This is a genomic window from Halogeometricum borinquense DSM 11551 (genome assembly GCF_000172995.2).
GTDB lineage: Archaea > Halobacteriota > Halobacteria > Halobacteriales > Haloferacaceae > Halogeometricum > Halogeometricum borinquense.
In genome coordinates this window covers 110,687-131,534 of the sequence record NC_014732.1, presented here as the reverse complement: position 1 = coordinate 131,534, position 20,848 = coordinate 110,687, and the positions used below count along the sequence as shown (strand labels likewise).

The 20,848-nt window shown below is 60.0% G+C and carries 17 protein-coding genes; 12 read left to right on the top strand and 5 right to left on the bottom strand.

All coding sequences use genetic code 11. The annotated features are described in order from the left end of the window. The first annotated feature begins 11 nt into the window (after nucleotides 1-11). From HBOR_RS19595 to HBOR_RS18775, 4 genes are all read left to right on the top strand, one after another. Entirely contained in the window at nucleotides 12-959 is a 948-nt protein-coding gene (locus tag HBOR_RS19595) for an ADP-ribosylglycohydrolase family protein (protein WP_006055841.1), read from the top strand. A 178-nt stretch (nucleotides 960-1,137) separates the two neighbouring features. Further along, a complete protein-coding gene (locus tag HBOR_RS18785; protein ID WP_049890746.1) occupies nucleotides 1,138-2,718 on the top strand; it encodes a long-chain-fatty-acid--CoA ligase in 1,581 nt (526 codons plus the stop codon). Then, nucleotides 2,715-3,854, top strand: coding sequence for an acyl-CoA dehydrogenase family protein (locus tag HBOR_RS18780; RefSeq protein WP_006055839.1), 1,140 nt, complete (start codon nucleotides 2,715-2,717; stop codon nucleotides 3,852-3,854). Before HBOR_RS18785 ends, HBOR_RS18780 begins: the two co-directional genes overlap by 4 nt. 94 nt (nucleotides 3,855-3,948) lie before the next feature. Next, nucleotides 3,949-4,464: an Lrp/AsnC family transcriptional regulator gene (locus tag HBOR_RS18775; RefSeq protein WP_006055838.1), complete on the top strand. Its 516-nt coding sequence runs from the start codon at nucleotides 3,949-3,951 to the stop codon at nucleotides 4,462-4,464. Nucleotides 4,465-4,495: 31 nt separating this feature from the next. On the opposite strand, the gene HBOR_RS18770 is transcribed toward HBOR_RS18775, so the two are convergent. The 3 genes from HBOR_RS18770 to HBOR_RS18760 all read right to left on the bottom strand — a co-directional run bounded on the left by HBOR_RS18770 (nucleotide 4,496) and on the right by HBOR_RS18760 (nucleotide 8,120). Beyond that, nucleotides 4,496-6,163, bottom strand: a complete 1,668-nt coding sequence (locus tag HBOR_RS18770; RefSeq protein WP_006055837.1) for a hypothetical protein — start codon at nucleotides 6,161-6,163, stop codon at nucleotides 4,496-4,498. Then, entirely contained in the window at nucleotides 6,156-6,950 is a 795-nt protein-coding gene (locus HBOR_RS18765) for an ABC transporter ATP-binding protein (protein ID WP_006055836.1), read from the bottom strand. Before HBOR_RS18765 ends, HBOR_RS18770 begins: the two co-directional genes overlap by 8 nt. Nucleotides 6,951-7,055: 105 nt before the next feature. Then, a complete protein-coding gene (locus HBOR_RS18760) occupies nucleotides 7,056-8,120 on the bottom strand; it encodes a phosphotransferase family protein (protein WP_006055835.1) in 1,065 nt (354 codons plus the stop codon). A gap of 74 nt (nucleotides 8,121-8,194) precedes the next feature. Between HBOR_RS18760 and HBOR_RS18755 the strand changes: the two genes are divergently transcribed. Next, nucleotides 8,195-9,409, top strand: coding sequence for an acyl-CoA dehydrogenase family protein (locus HBOR_RS18755; protein WP_006055834.1), 1,215 nt, complete (start codon nucleotides 8,195-8,197; stop codon nucleotides 9,407-9,409). Nucleotide 9,410: 1 nt separating this feature from the next. Here the strand turns inward: HBOR_RS18755 and HBOR_RS18750 are convergent, their stop codons facing one another. Both HBOR_RS18750 and HBOR_RS18745 read right to left on the bottom strand, forming a co-directional pair. Further along, entirely contained in the window at nucleotides 9,411-9,803 is a 393-nt protein-coding gene (locus HBOR_RS18750) for a type II toxin-antitoxin system VapC family toxin (RefSeq protein WP_006055833.1), read from the bottom strand. Next, nucleotides 9,800-10,045: an antitoxin VapB family protein gene (locus HBOR_RS18745; protein WP_006055832.1), complete on the bottom strand. Its 246-nt coding sequence runs from the start codon at nucleotides 10,043-10,045 to the stop codon at nucleotides 9,800-9,802. The genes HBOR_RS18750 and HBOR_RS18745 overlap by 4 nt, the downstream gene beginning before the upstream one ends. A gap of 146 nt (nucleotides 10,046-10,191) precedes the next feature. On the opposite strand from HBOR_RS18745, the gene HBOR_RS18740 reads away from it, so the two are divergent. The 7 genes from HBOR_RS18740 (at nucleotide 10,192) to HBOR_RS18715 (ending at nucleotide 20,740) form a co-directional block, all read left to right on the top strand. Continuing rightward, nucleotides 10,192-10,965: an SDR family NAD(P)-dependent oxidoreductase gene (locus tag HBOR_RS18740; RefSeq protein ID WP_006055831.1), complete on the top strand. Its 774-nt coding sequence runs from the start codon at nucleotides 10,192-10,194 to the stop codon at nucleotides 10,963-10,965. 71 nt (nucleotides 10,966-11,036) lie between these two features. Further along, entirely contained in the window at nucleotides 11,037-13,532 is a 2,496-nt protein-coding gene (locus tag HBOR_RS18735; protein ID WP_006055830.1) for an extracellular solute-binding protein, read from the top strand. A 291-nt stretch (nucleotides 13,533-13,823) separates the two neighbouring features. Beyond that, nucleotides 13,824-14,669 carry an aldo/keto reductase gene (locus HBOR_RS18730; RefSeq protein WP_006055829.1) on the top strand — a complete coding sequence of 282 codons (846 nt, stop codon included), beginning with the start codon at nucleotides 13,824-13,826 and terminating at the stop codon, nucleotides 14,667-14,669. A 113-nt stretch (nucleotides 14,670-14,782) separates the two neighbouring features. Next, nucleotides 14,783-14,941, top strand: a complete 159-nt coding sequence (locus tag HBOR_RS20145; RefSeq protein WP_161609406.1) for a hypothetical protein — start codon at nucleotides 14,783-14,785, stop codon at nucleotides 14,939-14,941. 506 nt (nucleotides 14,942-15,447) lie between these two features. Then, a complete protein-coding gene (locus tag HBOR_RS18725) occupies nucleotides 15,448-16,995 on the top strand; it encodes a helix-turn-helix transcriptional regulator (protein ID WP_006055828.1) in 1,548 nt (515 codons plus the stop codon). A gap of 246 nt (nucleotides 16,996-17,241) precedes the next feature. Then, on the top strand, nucleotides 17,242-17,985 hold the full coding sequence (locus HBOR_RS18720) for a sporulation protein (RefSeq protein ID WP_006055827.1): 744 nt from the start codon (nucleotides 17,242-17,244) through the stop codon (nucleotides 17,983-17,985). Nucleotides 17,986-18,031: 46 nt separating this feature from the next. Then, nucleotides 18,032-20,740 (top strand): PAS domain S-box protein, encoded by a 2,709-nt coding sequence (locus HBOR_RS18715; RefSeq protein WP_006055826.1) that lies wholly within the window; start codon nucleotides 18,032-18,034, stop codon nucleotides 20,738-20,740. The last annotated feature ends 108 nt before the right edge of the window (nucleotides 20,741-20,848 follow it).

The following is a 20,848-nucleotide window of genomic DNA, read 5'->3' as shown; positions in this document are numbered from 1 at the left end:
GGTTCGTTTTAGTGCCACCTGAAGACGTACAGGACCGTGCCGCTGGCGTCCTTGTTGGGGTTGCGTGTGGTGATGCAATTGGCCGGCCTGTCGAGTTTGTATCCCAAACAGCTGTCAGCGAACAATTCGGAACGATAGACGGGCCCGTAGACGGCGGACGTCCGCCACGGCCAGCAGGCACTGTGACCGACGACACCGAGCTAACACTTCGGACGGCGCGTAGTTTGGTTGACTGCCACCGACTAGATCCCGAAGACGTGTCTGCACGGTTTGTAGACTGGTTAGGGAGTTCGCCACTTGATGTCGGGTACTTAACCAGAGATGTGCTTGAAAAGATCGCTGCTGGGAAAGACTGGTCGCTTGCAAGCTATGAGGCGTCGATGCAGGCACCTGACGGACGTGATGCAGGGAACGGCAGTCTCATGCGGTGTACACCAATTGCAGTGGCATTCCGAGCAGATCCACAGTCGTTGGTCAGCGGGAGTCGAGTGATCTCTGCAATCACCCACTATGATACACGATGTCAGTGGTCCTGTGCGTTGTTTAATTATATTGTCGCACAACTCATTCGCGGCGACAAACCCGAACTAACGCCGTTCCTACAGGAATACAAGCATCGACTCCCCAGTGAACTGCAAGACGGAGTCTCAAACTGGCGCGCAACCGAACCCACATATGATAGCGGCTACGTAATCAGCACCCTCCATGCCGCCTTATACCATGGGCTCACGGCAGAGTCACCACGTGAGGGAATTTGTGAATCAGTCAACCATGGTGGGGACGCAGATACAATTGGGGCACTTACTGGTGCATTGCTCGGGGCCCGGTTTGGAGCAACCGCCTTTCCTACTGCCTGGGTCGATACAGTCTCAAATACAGACGCTGCGATCACTCTAAGCCAACGTCTACTGGCGCTTGATTTTCCGGCGTTCAGTGCCGAACCGTACGCGATCGACTGACCGCAGCAGCGAGTGGGACAGGGTGTCTTGTGTGCCGACTTGTGTTACCGTCGCGCGTTACGCCCGCCACCGACTTATTTTCTAACGGTACAAAATTCGAAAGCCGATTAGCTAATCGTTGCTAAATTTTTGGCGAACACTTTTGTCCTCTGCTTTCGGATATCCCAAACGGTCGAGAATGACAAACATGGTCAAGGATATCGCGGCGACCGCCGAGTCGTCTCCCGACGAGACGGCCGTCGGATTCCGCGGGCAGGAGTGGAGTTACGAGCAGTTATGGGGAATGGTTTCCCGATTCGCGGCCGGGTTGGAAGACCACGGCGTCGAACCGGGAGACAGAGTCGCCGTCTACCTTCCGAATCTTCCGCAGTTCGTCACTGCATTCCAAGGAACACTTCACGCGGGCGGTATCGTCGTGCCGATGAATCCACAGTACAAGACGCGGGAGATTTCGCATCTCCTCGGTGACAGCGGTGCCACTGTCGTCGTCGCACTCGCCGACCTCGTTCCGTTCGTGGACAGCGTCCGCGACGAGACCGACGTCGAGCACGTCGTGAGCGTCGGCGGCGAAGCAGAGGGTGCGATTCCGTTCGAGGAATTCCTCGCGGACGAAGGCACAGAGATAGTCGAACGCGACGACGACGACGTGGCGGTACAACCGTACACGTCGGGGACGACGGGGAAGCCGAAGGGCGTCCTCTTGACACACCACAACCTCGCGTGGGACGCGCGGGCGACGGCGAGACTGATGCCGGACGGCGTTCGACCGGACGACAAGTACCTCGGCGTCCTCCCGCTCTTCCACATTTACGGAATGACGGTGACGATGATCGGAACGCTGTTCGAGGGAGGGAGCTACTATCCTCTTCCGTCGTGGGACGCGGCGGAGTCGTTGGCGCTCATCGAGTCCGAGGAGTTGACCGTACTGCACGGCGTGCCCGCCATGTTCAACGACCTCATCAACTTCGAGGACGCCGACGAGTACGACACCTCCTCGATTCGCTTTGCCAACTCCGGTGGGAGCAGTCTCCCAATCGAGGTGATGCGGCAGTTCGAATCGTTGTTCGGGGTCGAACTGTACGAAGGGTACGGACTCACCGAAGGGAGTCCGGTAACGCACGCGAACTATCCCGGCACGCGACGGCCGGGAAGCATCGGCAAACCTCTCGACGGTCTCGACACTCGCATCGTAGACGAGAACTTCGAGGACGTGCCGCCGGTCGAGAAAGGACCGGTCAACGAAGCGGAGATCGACTTAGACGAGATTACGGGCGAACTCGTCATCCACGGACCGAACGTGATGAAAGGCTATCACGGCCTCCCGGACGCGAACGAGAAAGCGTTCACCGAAGCAGACGGAAAACGCTGGTACCACACCGGGGATATCGGCTACCGCGACGAGGACGACTTCTACTACATCGTTGACCGCGAGAAGCACATGATCGTGACCGGCGGCTACAACGTCTACCCGCGGGAGATCGAGGAACTCCTCTTCGAACACCCGGACATCGCGGACGCCGCCGTCGTCGGTATTCCGGACGAACGTCGCGGCGAGACGGTCAAGGCGTTCGTCGTCCCTGTCCCGGACGCCGAGGTGACGCCCGAGGCGGTCAAAGCGTACTGTCTGGAAAATCTCGCGGAGTACAAACACCCCCGCGAGGTGTCGTTCATCGACGAACTGCCGCGGACGACCACCGGAAAGGTACAGAAATTCGAACTGCGCGAACGCGATGCGGCCATTCGAGGTGACAACAAATGAGTTTCCAACTGAACGAGGAGCAACGGACGATTCGAGACGTGGTGCGAGAGTTCGGCGAGAACGAGATCCGACCTGTCGCCCGCGAACACGACGAAGAGCGAAAGTACCCCCACGAGTTGGTCGAGAAAGCGGCGAAGTACGACCTCGTCGCGCCGAGCATCCCCGAGGAATACGGCGGTGCCGGGATGGATATGCTGACAACGGCCGTCATCACCGAAGAACTGTGGCGTGCCGATCCCGGTATCGGAAGCGCAATCGGGTCCCGCGGGTTCGGCACGACGATGATAGAGAAATTCGGCGACGAGTGGATGAAAGAAGAGTGGTTGCCGAAAGTCGCCGCCGGCGACACAGCGACGTGTTCGTGCATCTCCGAACCGGCCCACGGCTCGGACGTCGCTAGTATCGAGACGCGTGCGGAAGAAGATGGTGACGAGTACGTCCTGAACGGGACGAAGATGTGGATTACGAACGGCACCATCGCGGACGTGGCGGTCGTAATGGCGAAGACGACGCCCGGCGAGCGCCACCGAGGAATCACGGCGTTTCTCGTCCCGACTGATCTCGACGGGTTCGAGACGACGAAAATATCGAACAAACTCGGCATCCGCGCCTCCGACCTCGCTGAAGTCGTCCTCGACGACGTTCGCGTCCCTGCGGAGAACGTGATCGGCGCGGTAGATCAGGGCTTCTACCAACTGATGACCTTCTTCGCGGGTGGTCGAACGAGCGTCGCCGCACAGGCCGTCGGCGTCGGACAGGCGGCAGTGGACGCCGCGACCGACTACGCAAACGAACGCGAACAGGGCGGGCAGAAGATACACGAGTATCAAGCGGTCAGCCACAAACTGGCCGAGATGGCGACGAACATCGAAGCGGCGCGGTCGCTGACGTATCGGGCGGCGACGCACGTCGAAGACGGTGACGACCAGACGGCCGCCAAATTCGCCAGCATGGCAAAACTGTTCGCCAGCGAGCAGGCAGTCGATGTTGCAGACGAGGGGATACAGGTTCACGGGGGAGCCGGATTCGTCACTGACCACCCCGCAGAGCGGTTCTACCGCGACGCCCGCATTACGAAGATATACGAGGGGACGAGCGAGATTCAAAAGAACATCATCGCAGACCAGATACTCTAGGGGAGAGACGAGCAACCACTCACAATCACTTCGGCCCAACGTGGATGGCAGACCGAAAGCGACACCACCCGGGACAGAAATCACCGAGACGAGAATGAACGACGACGCCCCCGACTGGACGTTTAAAGAGCGCGACACCGTCATCCTCCGCGAGTTAGCGGCGGACCCGCAGCGCTCTTCGCGGGAGTTAACGCAGATTCTCGCGGAGAAACACGACATCGACGTGTCGCACGTCACGATTTCGGAGACGATTCGTCGGATGCGCGAGGAAGGCGTCTTCCGAGAGGCCATCGTCCCGAACGAGGAGTACTACACCTTCGCGCTGTTCGAGTTCAAGTTCGACCCCGAACACTTTGCCGACGAGTGGCACGACGCGATGGTCCACATCCGCGACGACCCGCACACGCTCTTTTATTTCCTCTCGGACGGCGAGTACCAGTGGAAGTCGGTGATGATGTTCGAGTCGGCGCAAGCCCAGTCGAAGTGGATTCACGAGTTCTACAAAAACCACGGTAAGGTCGTGTCTAACCTCCGAAACTCGGCGGTTCACAACGTCTTGAAGTTCCAAACCGATCCGGAACTGTTCGAACGACTCGACGAAACCGAGTAACGCAATCACCCGATTCAGGTGGGCATCCGACTCAGGTGGGTTCGTAATCGCGGACGCGGTGAATCGCGGTTCGGTAGCCGGTGAGTCCGACGAGGACGCCCACAAGAACGGCAGCCGCCGACACACCGAATCTAACGGCTGTCGGGGTCACTATCGGCAGTATCTCGGAAACGAACTCGGCGACGCCCGGCGAAGCGACGAGATACGCGAGGAGTCCAGCAGGCGGGATTATCAGGATTCCGTGGACAATCATCGCGCTCGTCCGGGGCGGGAGTACATCGTTACTCTGCCCGACGCTGACAGCGCTGAATCGGGGGAGGTAGACGCCGACGGCGGCACCCGCGGGCGCGGCGACGAGCGTGACGAACGCCGCGACAGCCGCCAGACCGACAACGACGGGGAGCGAGTAACCACCACCAACAGCGGTGACGGCGGTGATGACGGCGGCGACCGGAGCGCCGTAGACGACGCCCGGAAGGAGAATGCCACGGATGAACTGCGAGGGTGTCGCGGCGACGAGTGTCACCGGGAGAACCGACCCCTCGTCACCAAGCGGGTTGAGTGTCATCGCCGCACCGAAAATCCACGGGAGGAACGTAACGCAGAGAATCGGGAGTTGTTCGAGCAGACTCGAAAACGACCCAGAAGTCGATAACGGCCCCACAAGGACGGCCAACGGCATTATGAGGAACGAGAGTCGGCGCGGGTCCCGGCGGGCGCGCAGGAGCGTCATTTCAGCGACGCGGCGTGTCGGGAGGTCGATTCGAGACGGAATGACGAGCGGTGAAATAGCGGTACGGAGTCCAGTCCACGTTCGAGTCTTGCTTCCCGCGTCAGCGACAGGTGAATCGATTCCGCTTTCGTCCGTCGTCGCCGTTGGGTCTACCTCGTCACCGAACCACAACGCTGTCGCCTCGCGTTCGAGGAGGACGCCGCCGAGAACGAGGACGAGAATCGATCCCGCGAACGCGCCGACGGCGTTGACCGAGGACCCGGAAAGCGGCGTGCCGACGGCCACGAGGTCGGCGAGCCACCCCATCGGGAGCCAACCGAACGCCGAACGACTCACGCCCAGCGTTTCGGGGACCTGAAAGACAAAAAACACACCCATGAAGACGAGGACAACGGGTACACTGAGCGCCGTCTTGTGCCGTGCGACGAACGGCGAGGTGGCGAGGAGAAGCGCGATACCGTAGCCGATTAGCGAACCAGTCACAACAGCCGTGACGGCGAGGAGGACGACAACGAGCGGAACGACGGCCATGAGTACGACCGACCCGATGGAATAGGCTAACAGTGCCGCGAGGACGAGAATCGGCGCTATAGCGTAGGCGAGGACGCGGAGGGTTTCCGCGAGAGCAAGGCCGAACACGACGCTTCGCGTGGAGGCCGTGGTGAGCAACAACGACTCCGCCTCCGGTCGGGGATAGGTGGAAACCACCCGCTGTGTAACGAGGAAGACAGCGAACGACCAGAACATCGCTACCGTGCCGCGAAGCCCGTCCGAGATAGCGATTGTGTCGGTGGAAATTGCACTCACGAGCAATAAACCGATGAAGAGGAACATCACCGACGGGACTAGCGTGCTGAGAATCGTGAAGATGAATCGACCCGTACTCTCACGGAGGCCCCGGAACGAGCGTTTGAACTCGAAGCGGCCGATTCGAATCGTGTTCTGCACCCAACCCGGTTCAGACATCGACCGTTGTCTCCTTGTCCCGTGTCACTGATCGCTCCGCATCGTCGTCCGCAGTCGGGTCGGCACTCGTTACGTCGAGGAAGGCGTCTTCGAGCGTTCCGCCGCCACCGCTCTCGGCCCGTGAGACGAGTTCCGCGGGAGAGCCCTCAGCGACCAGCGACCCGCCGTAGAGGATACCGACGGTGTCGGCCGCCTCCTCGACGACCGGGAGGATATGTGTCGAGAGAAACACCGTCGTCCCGTCGTCCGCGAGTCGTTGAATCCGGTCACGAAGCGTCCGGGCCGCTCGCGGATCCAGCCCTGACGTGGGTTCGTCGAGAAAGACAACATCCGGGTCGTGCATGACCGTCTGCGCGTACGCCACCTTCTGTCGCATCCCCTTCGAGAAATCAGCAATGCGGTCCGAGGAACCGACGTCGAGACCGAGCGCGTCGAACAGTTCGTCTCCGCGAGCGCGAACGTCGTCAGCCGAGAGACCGCGGAGGCCACCGACGTATTCGAGTTGTTCGTACGCCGTCGCCTGTTCATATAACGGTGGCTCCTCGGGTAGGTATCCGATTCGCGGGCGCAGTTTGTCCCGATCCGCGACGGACGCACCACTGACAGTGGCCGTTCCGTCAGTCGGTCGCAACAGTCCAGTGAGCATCCGCATCGTCGTGGTTTTGCCCGCACCGTTCGGTCCGAGGAAGCCGTAGACGGTTCCCTGGGGAATATCGAGCGAGAGACCATCGACGGCGAGCGTGTTCCCGTAGCGTTTCGTGAGGTCAGTAGCGTCGATTGCAGACATAATCGGAGGGCAGTGTGTATTGTGAGTTGATACACGCGTTACAAATGCGTTGCGTCGTGTTCCTGGACTTGTACGATGGAGAGATGAAAAGTAAGGGCCGCGGCCTCAGAGGGGTTCGTCGCCATCGATGATGCGCTTTGCGCGGTCAGCCAACGCCGGGACGCGTTCTTCCATCAGCGGATACATCGGATCGTCGCTGTTACCCTCCAGATACCGGCGGAAGAACATCTCTCCGAGGGCCGCGAGTTTGTAGACGGCGAGTGCGCGGTAGAATCGGTGGTGTTCGAACTCGATTCCCGTCCGTTCCTCGTAGCGTTCGACGAGTTCGCGCCGCGTCGCGTAACCCGACCGTTCCATGAACGTCGTCTCCAGTTCGGGAATCGCCGGATCGGGATCCTTCGCATCCCGCCAGTACGACAGCATCCATCCGAGGTCCGCACGCGGGTCGCCGAGCGTACTCATCTCCCAGTCGAAGACGGCGACGAGATTCGGATCCGATTCCGGGGCGTACATCACGTTGTCGAGTTTGTAGTCGCCGTGGACCAGCGTCTCGGGGTGGTCCGTCGGAGCGTTCTCCGCTAGCCAGTCGCCCACCTCTCGCAGGACGGGGACGGCGCGCTTCTCAGTAGTCCGCTCGAACGCCCACGCGAGTTGCTTACCCCAGCGTTCGACCTGCCGTCCGGTGTACCCCGGCGCGTGCCCGAACTCGTCCAATCCGACCGACTCGGGAGCTACCTCGTGGATATCCGCGAGCGTATCCACGAGTTCGTAGCCAAGTTGATGGCGTGACTCCTCATCAGCGAACCGTTCGGGCACCTCGTCTCGAAGGACGTCGCCCTCGACACGCGACATGACGTAGAAGTCGCTCCCGAGAACGTCGTGGTCGTCGCACGCAAGCACTGTCTCCGGAACGGGAACTGGTGTCTGTTGTAGCGCGTCCATGACACGATATTCGCGGAGTACGTCGTGCGCTGTCTCAGCCGTCTCACCCGGTGGCGGACGGCGAATAACGAGATCACGAGCCCCCCACGTCAGAAACAGCGTTTCGTTCGAGTGGCCCGCCGGATGCCGTTCCACGTCGAAGGCCGACTCCGGGCCGAGTTCGGTTTCGAGATACGAACGGAGGGCGTCTACGTCCACGAGTCGCCGGAAGTACGCGTCGTCGGTCACTGTGTTCAGCTCCGCTACCAAAAATAACCTCTATCGGGAAATAGATTTACACTGTTCTATTCCGTGGATGTCGTATGGAGTACGACGATACCGAGACAGCGCGCGAACTCGCAAAACGCGTCCGGGAGTTCGTAGACGAGCGTGTAATCCCGGTCGAGCGCGACTACCTCGGGGACGGTCCGGTGCCCGACGAAGAGATAGCTGCCCTCCGCGAGGAGGCGCGCGAACGGGATTTGTATGCCCCGCAGATTCCTGCGGAGTACGGCGGGCAGGGGTTGAACTTCCGTGACGTGCTGCCGGCGTTCGAGGAGGCGGGCCGGAGTCTCCTCGGACCGTCGGCGATGCGCATCGCTGCGCCCGACGAGGGGAACATGCACACGCTGGAACTCGTCGGCACCGAGGCACAGAAAGAGGAGTATCTCCGGCCACTCGTGGCGGGCGAGATTCGCTCGGGATTCTCGATGACCGAACCCGCACCGGGCGGTGGATCCGACCCGAAGATGATTCGCTCAGAGGCGCGCAAAGAGGGTGACGAATGGGTCATCGACGGCCACAAGTGGTGGACGACGCAGGGAAGCGAGGCGGACGTGCTCATCGTGATGGCGCGCACGGATCCCGAGGCACATCCCTACGAGGGGACATCGCTCTTTCTCGTCCCCGCCGACGCCGACGGCGTGGAAATCGTCCGCGACATCCCCCACGTTGGCGGCGACCTGCTCGGGTCGAGTCACGCTGAGATCCGATACGAGAACGTCCGCGTGCCCGAAGAGAACCTGCTGGGCGAGAAGAACCGTGGATTCGAACACGCCCAGCAACGCCTCGGTCCGGCGCGTCTGACGCACTGCATGCGGTACACCGGGATGGCAACGCGCGCACTGGAGGTGGCCAAAGCGTACACGAAAGAACGGGAAGCGTTCGACTCGTCGCTCTCGGAGAAGCAGTCGGTACGGTTCACCGTCGCCGAGGCTGAAACGCGCCTGCACGCCGTGCGGACGATGGTCAGAGACGCCGCCGGACGCATCGCTGCGGGCGAAGAGGCGCGTATTCCCGTTTCGATGTCGAAAGTGTACACCGCGAACGTCGTCCAAGACGTTATCGACGACTGTTTGCAACTGTGCGGCGGCAACGGTATCGCAAAGGACCTGCCGCTTGCGGACTTCTACGAGGACGTGCGAGCGTTCCGTCTCATCGACGGCGCGGACGAAGTACACAAACGCGTCATCGCACGCGACGCGTACCGTGACGTTGAACCCTCCGCCATCGAGGGAATCACGGAGTTCAAGGGCTAAGCTAATACGATTCGACTTCGAGTCCGTCGATACGCTCGAAGTGTGCGACGTTCTCGGTGAGGACGGGTTCCTCGTGAACGAGCGCGGTCGCCGCGATAACCGTATCTCCGATGCCGACTTGGCGGCCGTCGTCCGTCAACCGACCGTCGAGGCGGCCCGCCTTCTTCATCACTGCACCGTCAGCCGGGTACGTCGGCTTCGAGTCGATAACGGACGCAATCTTTCGACGCCGTTCGTCGGGACTGTCCACCCGTTCGACGCTGTGATACAGTTCAAACAGCGTCATCGACGAGAGTGCGAGCGGAACGTGTTCGTCCTCCAACTCGCGGATTTTCCGCGTCGCATCCTCGTCTCCCTGCATCAACCGAATCAGAACGTTCGTATCGACGATCACGAGTCCATCTCGTCGGACAGGCGGTCCAGTCGGTCACGTGACTGTTCCTCGCGTTCTCGGATCGCATCGCGCATCGCGTCGGCCTCGTCGTCGGACAGGATTCCTGCTAAGTCGAGCAGCGACCGCTCGCCCGCAATTCGGGCGACCGTGTCGGAGAACGACTCACCCTCCTGTTTACGCATCTTCAGACGCTGGTAGGCGTCTTCTGTGAGTCTGACGTTTCGGTACTCTGTCTCGCCCATGCACACAGTTGTGCGCAAAATTTCTTAAGCGTTACTCCGACGTTGTCAGTGTTTTACGTTGATAACCTGAGGCGAGGTTTGATTAACGATGCACGAGAGGAAGAAGACGGAATGAGTGACGAGAGACGGATCACGGAGGCAGAGCAATGACGGCGGACCGATTCGGTGTTGATGGACAGACAGCCATCGTGACGGGTGCATCGAGTGGTATCGGAAAGACCATCGCAGAACGCTTCGCGGCGGAGGGTGCGAACGTGGTGGTCTGCTCCCGCGAACAAGGGAACGTAAATCCTGTTGCAGACGGGATAAACGAAGGCGACGGCGGGCGTGCGCTGGCCGTCGAATGCGACGTGACCGACCGCGAGGCCGTGGAGGCATTGGTCGAGGCCACCGTCGAGGAGTTCGGCGACCTCGACTGTCTGGTGAACAACGCGGGAGCGTCGTTCATGTCGTCGTTCGACGACATCTCCGCGAACGGGTGGGAAACCGTCGTTGACATCAATCTCACCGGCACGTACCACTGTACCCAAGTCGCCGGGGAGTATCTGAAAGACGGCGGTGGGACAGTCATCAACCTCGCTAGCGTCGCCGGAACCGAGGGTGCGCCGTTTATGAGTCACTACGGCGCGGCGAAGGCAGGCGTGGTCAATTTGACGACGACGCTCGCCTACGAGTGGGCCGACGAGAACGTCCGCGTAAACTGCATCGCACCCGGATTCGTCGCCACGCCGGGTGTCGAATCACAGATGGGCGTCTCCGCCGACAATATCGACCGTGAGGAGGTAAAGCGCCGCATCGGAACAGCCGAGGAGATTGCCGACCTCGCACAGTTCCTTGCCTCGCCCGCCTCGTCGTACATCGTCGGTGAGACAGTCGTGGCACAGGGAGTCCCACAGGTGATGGAATCGCCTGAAGTCTAAGCTGTCTGGCGTTATCACATTTGATTTTTCGCACTCAACGGTTAAGTTGAAAGTCAAGAGAAGTCACCGTAATGAGAGACAACCACGGCACGAGCGCGCCGGAACCATCGCTACGAGAACGACTCGCAGCGAGGGTTTTCAAGCGAGATACCGGCGAGTCGTCGGCACAGGAAACAGAACGGGTCGGCACGGACGGTGGAAGCGTCGTCTCCCCTGACGCGACGACAGATGCGACCACCGACGACTCGTCTCCGAAGGCCGCTCTCGCCGAGGAGTTCACCGCGGCAGTAAACCAGTTCACCGACGGTGACCTGAGCGTTCGAGTGGATGTGCCGGACGACCCCGAGATGGCTCAGTTGGCGGAGTCCCTCAACGATCTATTTGCGGAGTTGCACGGAACGATGGCTGACGTGGACGTGTTTGCGAAGCAGGTTTCCGCCTCCACCGAAAGCGTCGTTGATTCGGTCGAGGACAGTCGAAGCGCGAGCCGAAACGTCTCCGATTCGGTAGACGATATCGCCGAAGGGGCGACACAGCAGAGCGAGAGCATCGACGAAGTTGCAAACGAGATGCGGAACCTCTCTGCGACCGTCGAAGAAGTGGCCTCGTCCGCGGACGAAATTGCCTCTTCGACGTCGGACGCCGCGACGCGCGGACAGCAAGCCAGAGACGCCGCTGAAGAAGCCATCGACGGACTCGACGCTATCGACGAACAGACCCAGCGGACCGTCTCGCAAGTGGACTCGCTGAACGAACTCATCGACGACATCACCGGCGTCGTCACGCAGATTTCTGAAATTGCCGAACAGACGAACATCCTCGCGCTCAACGCGTCCATCGAGGCCGCACGGGCGAACGAGGCGGGAGCGGGGTTCGCCGTCGTCGCCGACGAGGTAAAGTCACTCGCAACCGAGACGCAGGAGGCAACCGAAGACATCGAGGCGGCTATCGAGGAAATTCGGGCACAATCAGAGGAAACCGTCGAGGGAATCACCGAGGCGCGAGAACGGGTCGCCACCGAGAGCGAAACCATCGAAGAAGCGCTCGGATCGCTCGATGAGATGGTCGAGGACGTACAGGAGACGAACGCCAGCGTCCAAGAGATAAGCGATGCGACCGACTCACAGGCCACGACGGCGCAGGAAGTCGTCGGACAAGCCGACGAAGTGGGTGCGATAAGCGAGGAGACGGCCGCACAGGCGACCACCGTGGTGAAGTCGGCCCGACGACAGACAACGTCGCTCTCGGAGGCGATGACGAACGTCAACGCGCTCGCAGAGCAGGCTGACGTACTCCAAGAGACGTTAGACGAGTACGACCTCGGGAAAGCCGAAACAGTCGCCGGGAAGACTATCGTTCAGTTTTGGCACGCGATGTCGGGGTCGAAGGCGATTCTGATGGAGTCGTTTGCCGAGGAGTTCAACGACGAACACGACGACATCCACGTCCATATGTCGCCCAAGGGTAACTACCGCGGGACGTTCGACGCGACAATGGCTGCGGCCCGGTCCGGATCGCCACCGACCGTCGCGCAGTTGTTCGAAATCGGGACGAAGCGCGCACTCGACAGCGGTGTGTTCACCCCCGTAGAATCGGTCCTCCCAGCCGAAACATCCACGAGCGACCTCGTCCCGTCCATCGCAAACTACTACCGCGACGACGGAACGCTGTGGTCGCTGCCGTTCAACAGTTCGAATCCGGTGTTGTACTACAACGCCGACGCGTTCGAACGCGCTGGTCTCGACCCGTCGAATCCACCGGAGACGTTCGACGACCTGACGCAAGCCGCCGAGAAAGTGGTCGAGAGCGGTGCCGCAGAGTACGGAGCGACGTGGGCGAACTACAGTTGGTTCATCGAACAGTGGTTCGCTACGGCCGGAGAGACGCTCGTAGATGCATCGAACGGACGAGACGGAACGGCGACGACGGCGAATCTGTCGAGCGACACCGGCGAGACGATATTCCGTTGGTGGTCGGACCTCGCCCGAACGGGGCTGCTGTTCGATCCCGGTATCGAGGCTCGCGGCAGAGCGCGTGAGGCGTTCCTCGACGGCGACGCTGCGATGCTCGTCGATTCGAGTTCGAACACGCTCTCAGTCGTCGAAGGGGCCGACGAACGCGGCTTTAACGCGTCCGTCGGCAAGTTCCCGGCACCGGGGACGCAGGAAGGTGTGGTCGTCGGCGGGGCATCGCTGTGGGTGGCCGACGACGTGCCGGCCCGCGAACAGGAGGCCGCCGGTCGTTTCCTCGCGTGGTTGACCGAACCGGAACAACAGCGTCGGTGGCACCAACAGACCGGATACTTCCCAGTTCACGGCGACGCCGAACGGATGCTTCGCCGCGACGGCTGGTTCGAGGAACACCCCGAATTCGCCGTCGCGTTCGAGCAACTGAACGAGAGCCAGGACACGCCCGCGACGTGCGGTGCCCGAATTGGCCCGTTCAGTACGGTTCGAACCATTATCTCGGAAGGCCTCTCGGAACTCATCGAAGGGCGTGAAGTCGAACGCGTCCTCGAAGAGATGAACGAACAGGTCGAATACCGCTTGTCCGAGTACGACGAATAGACGCCACAGAACACGTGTTTTTTCTGTTGACAGTGCTGTTGCTGGACAGTTAGTTCATGAAATTGAGGAAGGAACGACAGTCAACGTTCGCGTCAAGTACCCCTACCCGGCGCGCCCGTGGACCGTCGCTCTGTTACCGTACCCGAATGTACGCGAGATTGATTAAAAGTCTTGTGTCGTGTCCGTCGCTTGTCTGACGCTGTCGGGACGTCTCGCGGCCGTATTCGTGTGTATAGATGTCATGGACAACCGCCGGACTGTTTAGGGTCCTGCCGCACATCACACAGACCGATGCACCAAAACGAGAGCGACACGTTCGATATTGGCGGCGATCTGACAGTCCACCGACTCGGCTTCGGGGCGATGCGAATCACGGGTGAAAATATCATCGGCAAACCGGACGACGAGGAAAACGCAAAGCGCGTCCTTCAGACGGCGGTGAACCTCGGTGTCAACCTCATCGACACGGCAGACTCCTACGGACCGGGTGTGAGCGAACGGCTCATCCGAGAGGCACTGGCTCCCTACCCTGAAGAGTTAGTCGTCGCCACGAAAGGCGGCCTCCTACGCAACCGTGACGGCGACTGGCTTCCGCACGGTGACCCGGACTATCTACGGAACGCCCACCTGTGTAGCCTCGACCGACTGGGTGTAGAGAGCATCGACCTCTACCAACTTCACCGACGGGACCCCGACGTTGACTTCGAGGCGTCGGTCACAGCACTCGCAGAACTGAAAGACGAGGGAGTTATCGAACACATCGGACTCAGCAACGTGAGCGTCGAACAGTTAGAAACGGCGCGGGACATCGTAGACGTGGCGACGGTCCAAAACAAATTCAACCTCGGTCACCGCGAGGACGACGACGTGCTAGCGGCGTGTGAGGAGTACGACATCGGGTTCATCCCGTGGTTCCCACTTGCTGCAGGAGAGTTAGACGAGAAAGTGGATGTACTCGAATCAGTTGCTGAGAACCACGATGCCACCGAGTATCAGGTCATGCTCGCGTGGTTACTACAGCACTCACCGGTCACGCTCCCAATTCCGGGGACATCGAGCGTCGAACACCTAAAGCAGAACATCGGGGCGACGCGCCTCGAACTCACAGACGAAGAGATGGCGCGGCTGGATAAGTAACTACGAAGTAACGTAAAATACGAAACAACGGATTTAGTCGATGTTAAAGACAGTTGTCGTGTTTGAAAGCGTGCCGTAGTACACGGTGCTAGCCGGAGAAACGGCTACGGATCGTGAGTACGAGCGAAAGGCGGTTCGGACGCGAGACCGGGCACCGGGAACGGCCACGCGAACGTTTATGGGATGCGACGCCGCGTGGCGTGCCGATGTGGGAGTCGGACGAAGGGATGTCGCTGGGGATGCGACGAGAAGACCCCCGCAAAGTGGGATAGGAGCGCCGCCATGGGGATAACGGCGGGGCGGGGGTTGCGGCCGGGGAAGAGGGGAGGCCTCCGTGCCCGGCGTCGATCGTCCGAAACCGCTGTCCGTCACCTGACGATGGCTCGGACCTCAGACGTGGACAGCGATAGTGGGGAAGTAGCTGTCACACGTTCGGTGGTCCGTACGATGCCATCACCGATACCAAGTAACTGGACGGGTAAAGACGGTCACACTCGTTCCGATTACTTCCATTGTTTCACGACTGTTTCACGGGGGAAACCGCCGTTAACGGCTTCAAAACCGGACCGTTTCATCACGCCACAGTCCGCCAAATGAATCCCTTCGATAGCACCCGGTGAAAAGGAAGAGAGGGGAGAACTGGGCGTCCAAGTACCAGTCGGATAAATTGAATTTCTTAAAGATATAGCTGTTTTAGAACCACATTATACCTCCATTCCGACATAAGTCAGTAAGTTTTTGAGTGAAACGTATAGTGATACATACAACAGGAATCGATATGTCTTCAACCGTACTTCGGTCCGTACTCTCGTTCGGCGCGGCCGTACTCGTCCTCCTCGGCGTGATCGGTGCGCCAGTGGCGGCGGCGCCCGGAACGACGGTCACCTCGGAAACCGTGGCCACCATCGACGGAATCACATACGTCTGGCAGTCATCATCCACCGACGTACGGGTTGAGACAGAAAAACCGATTTCATCGTCAGCGTCCGTCTGTATTGGACCGGAGAGCGGAAACGCGACCGTCGCGTGTTCGGCCGGGAACGGAACGACCTCAGTGACGCTCACCGTTTCGAAGTGGCCCACGGAGGTGACAGGGCCGCAGAACGTCTACGTAAACGGAACGGACGGAGAGACACGCGTCTCGGAAAGGGTCGTGTTCGTGATGACGAAGGACGGTGACATCGACGATGACGGCCTCTCGAACAAAGAGGAAGTGAACGGTAAAACCGGATTCCGGACCGCTGACACCGACGACGATGGTCTCAACGACGGGGAAGAGGTCAACACACACGGCACCGATCCGACCAAGAGTGACTCAGATAATGACAATCTCGGAGACTCGCTCGAAGTCTCGACGTACAACACGAACCCGACAGACCCCCACACCGACAGCGACAACCTCAAAGACGGCGTCGAGGTGAACAAGTACTCGACATCGCCAACGAATGGCGACACAGACGACGACGGTCTCTCGGACGCTGCCGAGATTCGAACGTACAATACAAACCCCAACAAGGCAGACACCGACGGCGACAGCCTCTCAGACGGTGCCGAGATAAACACTCACGAGACGAATGCGAGTAAGCCCGATACGGACAACGACAATCTCGCGGACGCGATTGAAGTAGAAGAGACGAACACGAATCCGAACAAAGCCGACACCGATAGTGACGGCCTCAAAGACGGTGCCGAGGTGAACGTTCACGGAACGGACCCGAACAAACCAGACACCGACGGCGACGGAACGAGCGACAAGGTGGAGATAGAACAGGGGACCAATCCCGGAGAGGATACCCAACCGGATACGCCCATCTCGACGAGTGCCGCATTTGCCCTCCTCGGGACCACCGTCCTCGCCGTCGGTGGGGGCTACCTCTGGTGGCGGAGTCGGGGCGGTGGCGCGCCCGCGACGACCGACGACGGCGACGACTCGGGCGGTGCTGCTACCGTTGACCAAGCAACCGCGGTGTCTGACACGACGGGGACAAACACCTCGGAAACAGCGAGCGAGCCGGGTCCAGAACCAGCGGGCTACGACGCTCCAACGACAGCGGGAGCCAAAGGCGGTGCTGACGACACCGAATACGACGAACCCCTCACCCGAGAGGATGAAATCATCGCCATCCTCGAAGAAGCGGGCGGCCGACTGGAACAGAGTACCATCGTCTCGGAGACGGGATGGTCGAAGGCGACGGTCAGCCGTGTCCTCTCATCGATGGCTGACGAGGGACGCGTAACGAAAATCTCACTCGGCCGTCGGAACCTCATCACCCTGCCGGGCTACGAACCAGACGGGGCGCGGTCGCCGTTCGAGAATCCGACGTAGCTGTTTTCTTTTTCGACGGAATTGCTAGAGGGGGGTTTGGAAACCTGAAACGGGCGAATTTTGAAATTTTTGAAAATTTTCCAATTTTTCTGATGTGCAGACAGGGCGCGACGTCAGCACAAGAACAGCGGACAGACTGGTGTTGGTGTTGAGGTTGGTGATAGAGAGCACTCACTCGTCCGGTGGTTGAAAATCGTCCCGTGGGGGAAAGCATACATCCCCAGAACGAGACGAGGAGACCGACGTATGAAGAAAATCCTCGCAAGCGTCGGAATCGGTAACGCCAGCGTCGATACCGTTCTGCCCTCCACCACCGTCTCGCCCGGTGAGACGGTCGATGCCGAAGTGCGGGTCAGCGGCGGCGACGCCGAACAGTCGATCAGTGCAATCGACCTCGAAGTCGAGACGCGGTACCGAACCGAAGAGGGGTACAGGGACACGACCGTCGGGCGAATGCGTCTCAGTGAATCGTTCGATATCGAACCCGGCGAAGAGACGACGTACGACGCCGAGATCACGATCCCGTGGGAAACGCCGCTGACTCTCGGATCCACCGAAGTGTGGGTGGAAACGGAGTTAGAGATCGACATGGCCGTCGATCCCGAGGACGTGGACTATCTCGACGTGCAACCCACACCGCGGATGCAGGCCGTCTTCGACGCCGCAGAAGAACTCGGCTTCTCACTCCGGACCACCGAATGCGAGGCCGACCCGTACGGTCGATACGTGGGCGGGCGTCGCTTCGTCCAGGAGTTCGAGTTCCGTCCCTCCAGTGGGGAGTTCCGCGGCGATGTAGACGAAATCGAACTCGTCTTCGTCCCCTCGGCGTCATCGCTGGACGTGTTCGTGGAGGTAGACCGCCGCGGCGGTATCTTCTCGGAAGCTCTCGACGTTGACGAGCGACACACGAAGTTCAGCCTGACCGACGACAACCCGAGCGTCGCGTCGGTTCGGGACCGACTGCGTGAAGAGATTCGCGCAAACCTGTGAGTCGATAGCACGAACTAATAAGTAGGGCAGTCGTCAATCGGTTCCAATGACCGAGCCGGTTCGTGTGCTGCACGTCGATGACGACCCGGCGTTTGCCGAACTCGTGGCGACACACCTCGAACGACAGGGCGGGTTCGAGGTCTGCGTCGAGACCGACACCGATTCTGTAGTTACCCATCTGGGAGATGCTGACGGCGCGGTGTCCGACGGAGAGACGGCGCAAATCGAGTGTGTCGTAAGCGACTACGAGATGGGTGAAACCACCGGAATCGATCTTCTCAGACGCGTCAGAGACGTAGACGAACGACTTCCATTTATTCTCTTTACGAGTCGTGGGAGCGAGGAAGTGGCAAGCGAAGCCATCTCCGCGGGTGTCACCGACTATATCCAAAAGCGAACACGAGTCGAGCAGTACGAACTCCTCGCAAACCGTATCAACAACGCTGTCGAACACTATCGGACTGAGCGTCGTCTCCGCGAGAGCGAGCAGTTGTACCGTACTGCCGTTGAGCGGAGTCACGACGCCATCTACATCTATCAGGGCGAGCAGTTTCAGTTCGTCAACCGTCGGACGTGCGAACTGACGGGGTACGACGAAGAGGAACTAAACGAGACGGAAATCTGGAAACTCATTCACCCGGACGACAAAGAACGCGTCCGCGACATCGCGGCAAAGCGGAGGCGCGAGGACCCTGAAACGCCGTCACGATACACGGCACGAATCGTAACGAAAGACGGAACTGCAAAGCGGTGTAAGTTCAGCGTCCAAGGGATTCAGTACGAAGGCGAACGCGCCGTCCTCGGGTCTGTCCGCGAGATGAGCGACGAGGAACGCGTCGAAGAGCGGTTTCAGGCTCTTATCGAACGGTCGTCCGACCTCGTGACAATTATCGGCCGAGACGGCACCATCAAATATCAGAGTCCATCCTGCGAGCGGATACTGGGCGTGTCGCCCGAACTCGTCGAGGGACAGAGCGTGATGACGTTCATCCATCCGGAAGACAGAGCAGAGATGCAAAACCTCCTCACGGAAATGTACAACTCCGACTCGTCGAGAGTCGAGACGGCGCGGTTTCGTAGCCGCCACGCCGATGGATCGTGGGTGTGGCTAGAATCTATCGCCCGTGCAGACCCAGTGGAGAGTATCGACGGCATCGTCGTCAACTCGCGCGACGTGACCGATCAGCGAGAGCGCGAGCGACGACTCCACCGCTACGAGAACGTCGTCCGAAGCACCACACAAGGTGCATACATCATCGGAACAGACGGGTGCTTCGAGTTCGTAAGTCCCGTGGCTGGCACTCGGATGAGAGAGCCAGAAGAGAACATCCGCGGAGAACACGTGAGCGTCTTACACGAGACGGGGATGATCGATGCGGATGGGCTCGAAGCAGTACAGACAGCCATCGACCGGATTCTCGACGGCGAGTCAGATAACGAGCGAGTCGAACTCGAAGTCGATATCCCAGGAGATATCGAGTACATCGAGGTTACCTTCTCACCGCTCCGAGACGAGCATGAATCAGCGTGTGAGGTGGGCATTGGTGACGAGTCGCAACAGCGAGGAGTCGTTGCCCTGACGACGGACGTAACCGAGCGCAAGCAGTATCAAGCCCGACTGAGCGCGCTCCACAGCGCAAGCCGAGAACTGACGACGGCGACGACGTACGAGGAAGTCGCAACAATCGTGAGTGATGCGGCGGAAAACATCCTCAACTATCCGCTGAACAGCATCTCATTCTACGACGAAGACCGCGATGCGCTGCTTACCCACGCGGTGTCCGATGCCGCAAAGGAGATTGTTGACGACGAGGTCATCCCACGAGGGCACGGCATCGCGTGGCGAGTGTTCGAGAGCGGCGAAGGTGAGGTGTTCGAGAACGTCTCCACGGACCCTGCGGTAATGAACCCCGATACGGAGATACAGAGTGAGGTCGTTCTTCCCATCGGTGATGTCGGAGTGCTGATGGCGGGATCACGAGAACCCGGAACGCTGAACGACTCCCGTGTCTCGCTCGCTCGAATTCTGGCCTCGAACGCGAGTGCGGCGCTCGAACGCGTCGAACGAGAGCAACTGCTCCGTCACCACGAACGCGAACTCGAACACCAAAACGAGCAACTCGAACAGGTTGCGAGCGTCGTCAGCCACGACTTGCGGAACCCACTTAATCTCGCGTCCGGACAACTGCAAATCCTTCGTGCGAATCACGAGGCAGGCCAGTACGACACGATAGAAAAGCGACTCGAACGTATCGAGGACGCTCATCAGCGGATGCGCCAGATTATCGAAGACATGCTGAGCCTCGCACGGCAGGGACAACCCGTCGAAGAACGGGAGACAGTCCTTCTCGGTAGCGTCGCCCGAGAGTCGTGGGAAACAGCGGTGAACGGCACCAACGCCACCCTCGTCGTTGCGGACAACCTCGGAACCATAGCGGCACACGAGGGGCGGCTGAAACAACTGTTCGAGAACCTGTTTCGAAACAGCATCGATCACAACTCACCCGACGAGACGATAACAGTCCGCGTCGGGCGTCTCTCGAACGGATTTTTCGTCGAAGACGATGGACGTGGCATCCCCGAAGCAGACCGAGACGAGGTGTTCGAACCCGGAGTCTCGACGCAACCCCAAGGTACCGGACTCGGACTCGGTATCGTTCGCACAATCGCTCACGCTCACGAATGGACAGTACACATTACGGAGAGCGAAACCGGCGGAGCGCGCTTCGAGATACGTACTGAGGGCACAGCGTAGTCGCCGAGTTGTAGCGTCAGCGAGTAGCAGCACTCAACCCACGAGAAGTGCATCGAGAGTGGTCCGGCGGGGTGGGGACCGCCGTCCACCAACCCATGTTCGCTCCTG